Genomic DNA, 11,541 nt, shown 5'->3' with positions numbered 1-11,541 from the left:
TCCTCACCGTTGCTCAAAATCTGCTGCAGAATCCGCTGGGTCCACGTGGTGCCGGCCTTGAACGGGTCGGCAACCACGATGTCCCCGTCGACAAAGCCCCCCTGAGCCAAAAAGTCCTCCCACACCCGGGAATCCGACAGATAGTCCCTCAGCACCCGAGTCGGCGCAATGAGTTGATTCGTCATGCGATATTGCCTTTCTTGGAGTTCGTCGTTGGAGTGTGCGGACGTGGAGTGTCTAAGCCTCGGCGCTCCCTTCCAGCGGACCTCCGCTTCGCGCGAGCGCGGGAATGATCCCCAGCTTTTCCAGGTGAGAGATCACTTCCTCGGCCAGCATGTCGGCATCCTTCGTTGCGCCTTCGAGACGCAACTCCGGCTTGAACGGGGCCTCGTACGGGTCGTCGATCCCGGTGAATCCCTTGATCTTTCCGGCCCGGACCTTCTTGTAAAGGCCCTTGGGATCGCGCTGCTCGCAGATCTCGATGGGAGTGTCGACGAAGATCTCGACGAAATCGCCCTCGTTCAGGGTGGCGCGAACCCTGTCGCGATCACGACGGTACGGGCTGATGAAGGCCGTCAGCGCCACGACGCCGGCCTCGCAGAACAGTTTCGCCACCGACCCGATGCGCCGGATGTTCTCTTCGCGGTCCTCGGCCGAGAATCCCAGACCGAACCGCTCGGCGAACTCCTTGCCGTGGTGCTCTTCGATGATGTCGGGACTGGCGTTGAGCCCGTAGCGGACGTTGTCGCCGTCGAGCAGGTAGCTGTGCAGGCCCCGCTCGTAGAGCTTCACGTCGACGAGGTTGGCTATCGTGCTCTTCCCGCTGGCACTCAGCCCGGTGAACCAGATGACGCAGCCCCTGTGTCCGTTGAGCCTTTCCCGCTCGATTCGACTCACGCTGTGGTCATGCCACGTGATGTCAGTGCTCACTGCAAAGCCCCTTTCCGGCCGTATCGACAGTGCGATCGAGAATTTCGGGGCGCAGACATGTGATTTCGTACCGCGGTGGTGTCATCGTCCGCCTTCCTGCGCCTATTTTAATCATCCTGATTATAATTGTCGCCACGCTGGTGCACAAATGGTCCGTCTACCGAATTTCCTATCCCTCGTTCACCTGAACCCCATGACGAATCTGCCGTTTTTCACAGTGGCCGTTTTTCACAGTGGGTTTGTTATACGTCAAAGACGACTTTCGCTGCCCAAGCCGGGCCGAGTTGCGGTAGATGCAGTCACCCGCCGCGACGTCCCATTCCATCGTCGGGTTCATCCGCGGGTAGATGTCCGCAAGGCCCTCGGCTACCAGGCAGAACTTCAGCGAACTCCCCGTACTCACCCGCTCCTTGACCGGAAAGTCCTTGAGGTAGTCTTCCCATTCCGGCGACGGGTGCGACTTGCTTTCGACGACGGTGAGTCCTTTGCTCAGGTCCGGCACCGACGAGAATATGCGGACCGGTTTCCCGTCGCCCCGCCGCCGCCAACTGCCCCCGCCCTTTTCCGCGTAATACAGCAGCTCCCGCGCCGGGACGTAAATCACCCCGAGCACCGGTTCCACATTGTCGATCAGGGCGATGTTCACAGTGAACTCGTCGCTACCCCTGACGAATTCCTTGGTCCCGTCCAGGGGGTCCACCAGCCAGAAACGCCGCCAGTTCTTCCTGGTCGCGTAGTCGGCCGATTTCGATTCCTCCGAGATGATCGGGATCTGCGAATCGAGAGCCGTGAGATGCTCGGTGATGTACTGGTCGGCCGCCAGGTCGGCGTCCGTGACCGGCGACGTGTCGTCACCGTGGTCGCCCTTTTCCGCCACGCGCGGATCCCGCCGGTACTTGAGCGTGAGCTTGCCGGCTTCGACCGCGATCGCGGTCACCTCGTCGAGGTAGCGGCCCAGGTCGGTCCCGCTCATCGGTGGACCCCCCCTTCGGTCACTGCCGTCTTGATCGACTCCCCGGTCGCCGGCTCCCGGGGCGCCGACGTCGCCGCTCGTTCGGCGGGGGACCGCACATAGCGCGCCCAGGTCAGGACCGCCGCGCCGGCGTAGCACGCCAGGAAGATGCAGAACGCCGGGGTTTCCGTGCCCTCGGTGTCGTAGGACTGCCGCAGCGCCAGGTTGATCCCCACCCCGCCGAGTGCGCCGAACGCGCCGGCGAACCCGATCAACGCGCCGGACCTGACCCGGGCCCAGTGGTGGCGTTCGCTGTCGTCGAGTCCCAGCGCCCGGCTGCGCTCCTCGAACACCGAGGGGATGAGCTTGTACACGGCCCCCTTGCCGGCGCCGCAGAAGATGAACAGCGCGATGAAACCGACGATGTAGCCGGCCATCGTCAGCCCGGTCACCGGGGTCCCCCGGTCCTCGGCGCCGTCGGCGTTCAGGCTGACGGCGACCAGCAGCCCGCCGGCCAGGATCGAGGCGAGGAACGCGGTGAAGGTGACGTGGCCGCCGCCGAAGCGGTCGCTCACCTTGCCGCCGACAATCCGGGCCAGCGAGCCCAGCAGGGGTCCGATGAAAGCGATCTCGGCGGCGTGCAGCGCCGCCGACGCGTGGCTTTCCCCCGCCGCGGAGAACTTTCCCCCGCCGCGGAGAAGTTGTGCTGGAGCACCTGACCGAAGGCGAACGCGAAGCCCAGAAAGGAGCCGGAGGCGCACATGTACAGCAAGGAGATCGCCCAGGAGTCGGGCACCGCGACGATGGCGCGCAGGTTGTCCAGCGAGAGCCCGGTGCGGTGCGCGACGACGTCGTCCATGAACACCGCCGCGCCGACACCGCCGACGGCCAGCAGGACCAGGTAGATCGCGCACACCCAGTAGGGCGCCTGGTGCCCCGCGGTGGCCAGCACGACCAGCCCCACCACCTGGATCGCCGCCGACCCGAGGTTGGCCAGCCCGCCGGTCAGCCCCAGCGTGAAGCCCTTGAGCCGCTGCGGGAACAGGCCGTCGACCTTGGCCAGCGACCCGGAGTAGTTGCCGCCGCCCAGCCCGGTCAGCGCCGCGCAGATCAGGTAGGGCCACAGCGGCAGGCCGGGGTGGGCCAGCAGCAGGATCGTCCCGGCGGTGGGGATCAGCAGCACCAGCGACGAGATCGTGGTCCAGGTGCTGCCGCCGAACCAGTTGGCCGCCATCGAGTAGGGAATGCGCACGAGCGCGCCGACCAGGGATGCGACGGCGTCCAGCAGGAGCTTGTCGCCGGTCGAGAACCCGTAGATGGACTGCGGCATGAACAGCACCATCACCGACCAGAGGTACCAGACCGAAAAGGCGATATGCGCGTTGACGACGAGCCAGATCAGGTTGCGACGGGCGATGGCGTCGTTGCCGGCGGTCCAGGCGGCCGTGTCCTCGGGATTCCACGCGGTGATGCGCGAACGCGCCATGCGCTTTTCACCTTTCAGGGTTGATGACGGCAACCAACCATCCGCAGAACCCTGCAGCGCAGGGAGTACGTTTGGGAGCTGTTGGGCCCGTTGTCGATTCGGGATAAGCCGATCGAAATGACCGCGCTTGGTTGACTTTTCGCCGCTACCGACTGCAGCAATCAACCGGCCACGTGGACCGGGGGCCCAGGTCGCGGTCAGCCGAAGATCGGGTGGGTAAAAAAGGTGAATCGGCCCTCATCTAGCCCTCCTGCGTCACACGTGGCCGACGCATTTGTCGGCCGAGTACTGATCGGTTCCGCAGGGACTGTTGGCCGTCGATGTCCGACGAGCGGTTATGGCGAGCCCCACCGCCTACTTGCGTGCCCAGGCTAGGTTGAGGCCGCGCCTCGACACCGCAAGATCACTTCTTCAGGCGCCAGTCAAGCCGAGAAACGGCCGCCAGACAACTCGAGCGGGTTGATGCACAGGAGATTTCCAGCAAACTTCATCGAGACATCCAGCCAGGGTGCGAGCCGGGTGTCACATCGGGCGGGGATGCGCCAGTGGACCAACAACCGCATGAAATCGACGTTCCCGCCTAACCTCTCGACGGGCCCCGAACCGCGGCGTGATTGCCCGGTGTCCCCCGCGCCGTCGCGCAGGCACCCGGCGGCTCCGCCCCCACACGGGCCGCCCGCCCAACCGTCCGTTGGCCTGCTCGATGAAACCTCCAAAACTGTTGCTAGTCAGTGTCTTTCGTGTCACATCGGGCCAGCTGGCGCCGCGCACCGGGCGAGGGCCGCGGTGCCGCACAGCGAAGCCGAGATACGGACTTCCCACCTCGCCGCGAGAGCAAGCGAAGCGTTGGATAGGCTTGTCGACGACTCGCGCGGCATCGGTTTTTGCACAGCACCACAGCAGGGGTGGCCGTCATCGAAGAGAGCGGGACGGATTCATCACGGGAGCGACGACGGTGGTGCAGCGCTGATACAGGTAACCCGAAGAAGTACCCCGGCGAACCGAAAGATGAACAGTGGCAGAACTTTTTCTCGGAAAGAGGTGGTAACACGATGGACTATGTCGGTCACAACGGCAAACCGATTGTGGAGCGGGTGTCGACCGCGAACGCAGCCAAGCAGATCGAGGGTTTGACGCGCGTTCCGATACCCAAGGCGACCGCGCACGAGGTGATCAGCCTCTCCTACGGTTTCTTCACCCCGCTCACGGGATTCATGAGCCGGCAGGAAGTGGACGGGACGCTGGACAACATGCAGCTGCCGGACGGGACGCTGTGGAGCATTCCCATCGTGTTCGACATGTCCGCCGACGACATCAAGAAGTTCGACATCAAAGAGGGCAGCAGCGTCGTCCTCGAGTACCTCGACGCGCCGATGGCCATCTTCGAGATCGCGGAGATCTACGAGTACGACCTCGGGCGCATGGCCGAGAAGACGTACGGCACGACGGACGCCCGGCACCCGGGTGTCAAGAAGACCATGGCGTACCAGAACCGGTTCCTCAGCGGTGCCATCACCCTGATCAACGAGCCGGTCTTCAACGAGCCGTTCAAGAGCTTCTGGCTCACACCCAACCAACACCGGGACGCGTTGAGCCAGCGGGGCTGGCAGCACGCCGTAGCCCACCAGACGCGGAATGTGCCGCACACCGGTCACGAGGCGTTGATGAAACAGGCCTGGTTCGCCGCTAACGAGGATCTCCCCATCGACACACTGAAGACCGGTGTCCTGGTCAACGCGATCATGGGACAAAAGAGGGTCGGCGACTACATCGACGAGGCAATCCTGTTGGCCCAGAACGCCCTTCGGACCAGCGGGTACTTCCGCGAAGATGTGCACATGGTGTCTTTCACGCTTTGGGACATGCGTTACGCAGGTCCCCGGGAGGCGCTGTTCCATGCCATCTTGAGAACCAACCTGGGGTGCACGCATCACATGTTTGGGCGCGACCACGCCGGTGTCGGCGACTTCTACGGTCCTTACGATGCACAGAATCTCCTGCAAGCTTATCGGGAGAAGCTTGGGCTGAAGCCCGTTTTCCTGCGGGAGAATTGGTACAGCCCCGAGTGTGCGGACATCCAGAGTTCTTCCCTGTGCGGTTTCGATTCGACCGCACAGAGCTTCAGCGGCAGCTTGATCCGCAGCATCCTGATGGACGCGGTGAAACCGACCCGGATGGTCATGCGGCCCGAAGTGTTCGACGTCGTCATGGATGCCGCGGCAAAACACGGAGAAGGTTCACCGTTCGTCAGCGAGGAATACCTGAAAAACAGACTTCCCATCTTCACCTTGAACCAACTGGAGGGGCGCAACCGATGAGCACAGCCGACGGCAGCATCAAGATCAACGTGTGGATCAACGACGAACGCTTGGCTGCCCTGGAGAAGGCCGGAATGGCGCAGTTGGCGGAGGAGGCGTTCGCCGGCATGAGGCTGCTGGCCCTCCACGCGACCGAGGAGCAGAAGAACGTCATCCTGCAGCGGTTCGCGGGCGCGAAGTACGACTCCGCCACCACCAAGTCCATCGAGTTGCTTCCCAAGAAGGCCAAGGACAAGCTGCTCGAGCTCTCCATCCAGATGCACTCGACGGGCCCCGACGTGACGGAGCGCTTTCTGCAGGAGGCCTGACAGCGTCCGAACCTGTCAGCGTCCGAACCTGTCAGCGTCCGAACCTGTCAGCGTCCGAACCTGTCAGCGTCCGAACCTGTAGGCGTCCGAACCTGTAGGCAAGAGGGCCGAGCGGGACCATGTCCCCCTCGGCCCTCTTGCCGTCCGAAGGATTCCCGCCGGGCTGCGGTCAGGTGTTGACCGGCACCTCCGCGCCGGTCTGTACCGCCGCCGGCGCCGCCTTGTCCTGGACCCGCACGTAGCGCGCCCACGACAGGATCGCGGCGGCGACGTAACACCCGAGGAAGATCCAGAACGCGGGCGTCTCGGTGCCGGCGCGGTCGTAGGACTGCCGCAGCACCAGGTTGATCCCCACGCCCCCGAGCGCGCCGAACGCGCCGGCGAACCCGATCAGGGTTCCCGACCTGACCCGTGCCCAGAGGCGGCGTTCGGCGTCGCTGACGTCCAGCTCGCGGCTGCGCGCCTCGAAGACCGACGGGATCAATTTATAGACCGCGGCCTTGCCGGCACCGGCGAAGATGAACAGCGCGATGAAGCCGACGATGTAGCCAGCCATCGTGAAACCCGTCATCGGACCGCCGGCGCCGCGGGTGAGGTCGTCGTGGGTGCTGACGACCACCAGGAAGCCTCCGCCCAGAATCATGCAGGACAGCAAGCCCACGATCATGGGGCCGCCACCGAAGCGGTCGCTCAACTTACCGCCGTACACGCGCGCCACCGAACCCAGCAGCGGTCCGGTGAAGGCGACCATGGCGGCATGCAGCGACGCGTGCCCGTGGCTCTGCCCGCTGGCCACGAAATTGTGCTGCAGCACCTGCCCGAACGCGAAGGCGAAGCCCAGAAAGGAGCCGGAACAAACCAGATAGAGCATCGCGATGCCCCACGAGTCGCCCACCTTGAGGACCTCTTTGAGGTGGCTCATGTCGATGCGGTAGTGAAGGTTGCTCATGAACAGGGCCGCACCGAGCCCGCCCAGTGCCAGCAGCACCAGGTAGACCGCGCAGACCAGGTACGGCGCCTCGTGGCCGGCCGTGGCGAGCACGACCAGACCGACCGCCTGGATGGCCGCCGACCCGAGGTTGGCGACGCCGCCGGTGAGTCCCATCGCGAAGCCTTTGAGCCGCTGCGGGTAGAAGGTTTCCACGGTGGCCAACGACGCCGAGTAATTGGCCCCCCCGAGGCCGGTCAGCGCGGCGCAGACCAGATACGGCCACAGCGGCAGACCGGGATGCGCCAGCAGCACGATCGTGCCGGCCGTGGGGATCAGCAACACGACCGAGGAGAACACCGCCCAGTTTCGGCCGCCGAACCTGGCGCCCGCCATCGCGTACGGGATGCGCGCGACCGCTCCGACCAGAGCTGCGGTAGCGCCTAACAGCAGCTTGTCGCCGGTGCTGAAGCCGTACACGTCGTGCGGCATGAAAAGCACCATCACCGACCAGAGGTACCAGATCGAAAACGCGACGTGCGCGGTCACGATCGACCAGATCAGGTTGCGACGGGCGATGCGGCTGTTGCCGGCACCCCAGGCCACGGCGTCTTCCGGATCCCAGTCCATGATGCGACGCGTACTTGCCATGCGGTATTCACCTTTCACGGTCGGGCAACGAGAATGTCCGGCAACCTGCAAGCCACTTCTCGCGTGGCGGGGAGCCGGGTTGCGGTGAGATCGTCGGGACTACGGGACGTGCAATCCGAAACAGATTGGCAGTGCTCCTATTTCGTTACCGCCCACCGCCCGCATGGAAGAAGGATCGTCATCGTCGCGCACCGCATGACACGGCCGTGACAGCCTGGCGGTCGCCGACGGGCGAGACACGACACGAGACATCAACCGCCATTTGTTGCCCTCACTTGCTGCCCTCCGCGTCATACCCGGCAGCCATCCTCGGACGGCCGGGTACCGGTCTGTGCCAGGGGACCTTGTGGCGGTCGACATTGACGCGCAATCGTGGCGGGTCCGGCGCCATGAGTGCGTCGACCCGTTCCGGACACCTACCGGACACCATTCGGAAACCTTCTGGAAGCCGTTAGGTTGCACCGTCTCGGCGACATACTCGCCCGATAGTGAAACTCAATTACCGCGCCCCGACAACTCGCCGCGACCGACATACAGGATATCCCCAGTTAATTTCATCAAGACGTCCAGTTAACCCGGCCGTACACGGCCCGGAATCCCAAAACCCCTGATTATGCTCACGCGAACTCACAAGCCGCCCGTGACACGGGTGAGAACTTCCATGCCCAGCAAACTCACAAAAACGCGGCTGCCCGCGGCCCGGATTACGTTGGATACGCCTTTTGGTCATCCGCCGTTTACCTTAACCGGGTTGAAAATGCGAAGAACCCTGGTGACCGCGAATTAGCTGTCCGAGGCGTGGGCATCTGCGATGCGCGGCGCGCGGCGCCGGCTCGGTTTGCCAGATCGCCGTCGCACGGGTTCGCGGCACGGCCCGTGGGGGTCGCCACCAACGATCGCCGGCCGGGCCCCACGGCTCGGGCGGCCGCAAAGCCGGCCGGCGCAACGTCGTTTGCGAACAGTGACGTAGCTGACGCTGCGCCGACACCGGTGACCGCGGCGGACCACTTTTCGGTGGGGCCTGCCACGACAGCCCCGTTCGCGGCCGCGGGGCGCGTCACCACCGCGATGTCCATGCGCCCCTGATCGCGGCCAGTGCGGTCGCCATCCCCGGAGCCACTGTTGGACGTCCAGTTTGAGAGCTAACCGGATATAGTCATGAAGTTAGCTGGAAATATCCTGTGCATCGGTGATTCACCGTTGTCGAAGAGTCCCGGAGGGGCTTGACTACCTGGTAAGCATGAAGTTGCCACAACCCCGCGATGGGATAACCCGTCCTGGCAACGCACCATGGCGGTGGGGCCCGCCACAACTGCGCGTCACCGTCGACCGCCAACGGTCCCTCCGGAACAGTAAGTCCGCGAATGCCCAACAGTGCAGTCGCCGCGACCCGGAGGAGCGCAAATGGCCGTTGAATGTTCGTCCTTGAGGCCAAGGTCGCTGACCTCGGCGGTCGGCGCGACCCTCGCGGTCTCGACGCTCCGCGCCGATGCGCGGCCGAGCGAGGGAGGGGAACGCTGATGCTGGATTTCGGGGTGCTGCCGCCGGAGATCAATTCGGCGCGGATGTATGCGGGTACGGGCTCGGGCCCCATGATGGCCGCCGCCGCGGCCTGGGACGTGCTGGCCAACGGTCTGGAGTCGGTTTCGCGCGGTTACTCGTCGGTGATCACCCGGCTGCAGGGCGAGAGTTGGTCCGGTGGCGCATCGGAGGCGATGAGCAGCGCGATCGCCCCCTATGTGGCCTGGGTCGCGACGGCCGGGGCCAAGGCCGAGGAGGCCGCCAGCCAGGCACGCGCCGCCGCCGCGGCCTACGAGACGGCGTTCGCCGCGACGGTGCCGCCGCCGCTGGTCACGGCCAACCGCACGCAGTTGGCGAAGTTGGTCGCCCACAACGTCTTCGGGCAGTACACCGCGGAGATCGCGGCCACCGAGGCGCAATACGAGCAGATGTGGGCCCAGGACGCCGCCGCCATGTACACCTACGCGGCGTCCTCGTCGGCCGCGACCACGCTGAGCCAGTTCGGCCGGCCGCCGCAGACCACCAGCGCCACCGCCCAGCCCGCCCAGGCCGCCGCGGTGGCCCAGAGCACGGGCAACGCCGGGGCGGGCAATGCCCAGACGACCCTGTCGCAACTGATGTCGAGCGTGCCCCAACAGCTGCAATCCCTCGCCTCGACGTCGAATCCCGCCCAGGGGACGGGGGCCACGTCACTGCTGACAGCCTTCGAAGGCTTCAACACCGTGATCTCCACCCCGGGGAGCTTCGGCGACGGCATCAGCCGCACGTTCACCTCGGCCGGAAGCTTCGGGACCGGGCTGCAACGTGTCGGCCTGCAGGGCGGCACCACCCTCCCGCCCGCGATCGGGGGCGCCAGGGCGGCCGCGGCCGATGCCGGTGCGGCCGGCCTGCGGCACGTGCCCGGCCCGGTGGCCGCCCAGGCGGGCACCGCCAGCGCGCTGGGCAAGTTGTCCGTCCCGCAGAGCTGGGCGACGACCAACCCGGCGGCCACCCCGGTCGCGGAGCCGGTGTGGCTGTCGGACGCCGACATCGGCGGGGGCCCGTCCTGGGAGGAAGTGACCCCCGCGACCAACATGTGGAACGGCGCGCCGGCCGCGGGCACGGGAGCCAAGTCGAGCGGCGTATCGGGTTCAACGGTCAACAACGTGCTGCGGGTGGGTCCGCGCAAGTTCACCATGCCGCGTCCCTCCCTCGGTGGATAACGCCCCACCACCACCTCACCGCTGAGCCAACCCGCCCCCGCCTGCCGGGGCGCGGATTGACGGACGGTTGAAAGGAATGCCGATGTTTGATTTCGGGGCGCTACCGCCCGAGATCAACTCGGCGCGCATGTATTCCGGGCCGGGCTCGGCGCCGATGATGGCGGCCGCGTCGGCCTGGGACGCGCTGGCCACGCAGCTGGAGTCCTACGCCGCGGGGTACGCCTCGACACTGTCGGAGCTGCAGGGACTTTGGGCCGGCGGCGCCTCGTTCGCGATGGCCGGCGCGCTCGCACCCTACGTCGCCTGGGCGTCGGCGACGGCGGCGCAGGCCGAGCAGACCGCCGGCCGGGCCCGTGCCGCGGCGGCCGCCTACGAGGCCGCCTTCGCCGCCACCGTCCCGCCGGGAGTGGTGGCCGCCAACCGCATTCAGTTGGCCGTGCTGGTCGCGACCAACTTCTTCGGGCAGAACGCGCCGGCGATCGCGGCCACCGAGGCGCAGTACGCCGAGATGTGGGCCCAGGACGCCGCGACGATGTACGGCTATGCCGCGTCGTCGTCGACCGCGACCGCGCTGACGCCGTTCAGCCAACCGCCGCAGACCACCACGCCGGCGGGCGCCGGCGAGCAGGCCGCCGCCGTGACGCAGGCCACCGGCACCTCCGCGGGAGAATCCCAGGTCACCGTCTCAGAGCTGATGTCGGCTCTGCCGCAACAACTTCAAGCCCTGGCCACCGGGGCGTCCACCAACACCTCGGCGGCCAACCCCGCGGCGTTGTTCGGGTCCACGCCGCTGCTCACCGCATTCACCTACTTCGACACCTTCGTCGCCTACCCGGGGCAGATCTTCTGGAATACGCCCTACACGATCTTCTCTGCCGGCGTATTCCGTAACGGCGTCATCCTGCGCGACGACCAGCTGGCCAAGATCGCCGCCAGGGCGGAGGCCAAGGCCGCCGCCGCGGCCGCCCGCGGTCCGGTCGCCGCGCAAGCGGGCGAGGCCGCGGCGGTGGGGAAATTGTCCGTCCCGCAGGGCTGGGTGACCGCCAACCCGACCGACGGCTCGGCAGTTCGGCCGATCGCTTTGTCGGACAACGGTTTCCGCGCCGTCCCGGCCGCGGCGGCGCAGCAGCCGTCGAACATGGTGGGCGGCCTGCCGGCCGGGAAGTCCGAACCCGAGAGCAGCGTCGTCCTGCGCAACGGGCGCCGGCGTTTCACGATGCCGCGCCCGCCCTACGGCGGGTGAGC

The 11,541-nt window shown here is 66.2% G+C and carries 7 protein-coding genes and 2 pseudogenes; 4 read left to right on the top strand and 5 right to left on the bottom strand.

Annotated elements, in window-relative coordinates:
* The 4 genes and pseudogenes from FPZ47_RS13640 to FPZ47_RS30430 form a co-directional block, all read right to left on the bottom strand.
* Window positions 1-185, bottom strand: a pseudogene (locus tag FPZ47_RS13640) (sulfotransferase domain-containing protein); the annotation flags it as partial.
* Between the two features lie 52 nt (window positions 186-237).
* Window positions 238-930, bottom strand: coding sequence for an adenylyl-sulfate kinase (gene cysC, locus FPZ47_RS13635; protein WP_144951941.1), 693 nt, complete (start codon window positions 928-930; stop codon window positions 238-240).
* Between the two features lie 169 nt (window positions 931-1,099).
* Window positions 1,100-1,867 (bottom strand): 3'(2'),5'-bisphosphate nucleotidase CysQ, encoded by a 768-nt coding sequence (gene cysQ / locus FPZ47_RS13630; protein ID WP_246133409.1) that lies wholly within the window; start codon window positions 1,865-1,867, stop codon window positions 1,100-1,102.
* Window positions 1,868-1,899: 32 nt separating this feature from the next.
* A pseudogene (locus FPZ47_RS30430) lies at window positions 1,900-3,368 on the bottom strand (MFS transporter).
* Between the two features lie 1,052 nt (window positions 3,369-4,420).
* Between FPZ47_RS30430 and sat the strand changes: the two are divergent.
* Window positions 4,421-5,686, top strand: a complete 1,266-nt coding sequence (gene sat / locus FPZ47_RS13620; protein ID WP_144951951.1) for a sulfate adenylyltransferase — start codon at window positions 4,421-4,423, stop codon at window positions 5,684-5,686.
* The gene (locus FPZ47_RS13615; RefSeq protein ID WP_144951937.1) at window positions 5,683-5,994 is read left to right on the top strand and encodes a DUF6955 family protein; all 312 of its coding nucleotides are present in this window, start codon (window positions 5,683-5,685) and stop codon (window positions 5,992-5,994) included. The genes sat and FPZ47_RS13615 overlap by 4 nt, the downstream gene beginning before the upstream one ends.
* 169 nt (window positions 5,995-6,163) lie before the next feature.
* On the opposite strand, the gene FPZ47_RS13610 is transcribed toward FPZ47_RS13615, so the two are convergent.
* Window positions 6,164-7,573 (bottom strand): MFS transporter, encoded by a 1,410-nt coding sequence (locus tag FPZ47_RS13610; RefSeq protein WP_144951935.1) that lies wholly within the window; start codon window positions 7,571-7,573, stop codon window positions 6,164-6,166.
* 1,520 nt (window positions 7,574-9,093) lie between these two features.
* On the opposite strand from FPZ47_RS13610, the gene FPZ47_RS13605 reads away from it, so the two are divergent.
* Both FPZ47_RS13605 and FPZ47_RS13600 read left to right on the top strand, forming a co-directional pair.
* The gene (locus tag FPZ47_RS13605; protein ID WP_144951933.1) at window positions 9,094-10,296 is read left to right on the top strand and encodes a PPE family protein; all 1,203 of its coding nucleotides are present in this window, start codon (window positions 9,094-9,096) and stop codon (window positions 10,294-10,296) included.
* A gap of 82 nt (window positions 10,297-10,378) precedes the next feature.
* Window positions 10,379-11,539 (top strand): PPE family protein, encoded by a 1,161-nt coding sequence (locus tag FPZ47_RS13600; protein WP_144951931.1) that lies wholly within the window; start codon window positions 10,379-10,381, stop codon window positions 11,537-11,539.
* Window positions 11,540-11,541: the final 2 nt, after the last annotated feature.

Origin of the sequence: Mycobacterium helveticum, from assembly GCF_007714205.1 — a bacterium.
Classification (GTDB): domain Bacteria; phylum Actinomycetota; class Actinomycetes; order Mycobacteriales; family Mycobacteriaceae; genus Mycobacterium; species Mycobacterium helveticum.
The sequence above is the reverse complement of the archived record's forward strand: the minus strand, read 5'-3'. Positions and strand labels throughout refer to the sequence as shown.

Coding starts and splice junctions, on each gene's coding strand:
- FPZ47_RS13605 (WP_144951933.1), top strand. CDS start 9,094: ATGCTGGATTTCGGGGTGCTGCCGCCGGAGATCAATTCGGCGCGGATG.
- FPZ47_RS13610 (WP_144951935.1), bottom strand. CDS start 7,573: ATGGCAAGTACGCGTCGCATCATGGACTGGGATCCGGAAGACGCCGTG.
- FPZ47_RS13615 (WP_144951937.1), top strand. CDS start 5,683: ATGAGCACAGCCGACGGCAGCATCAAGATCAACGTGTGGATCAACGAC.
- FPZ47_RS13600 (WP_144951931.1), top strand. CDS start 10,379: ATGTTTGATTTCGGGGCGCTACCGCCCGAGATCAACTCGGCGCGCATG.
- sat (WP_144951951.1), top strand. CDS start 4,421: ATGGACTATGTCGGTCACAACGGCAAACCGATTGTGGAGCGGGTGTCG.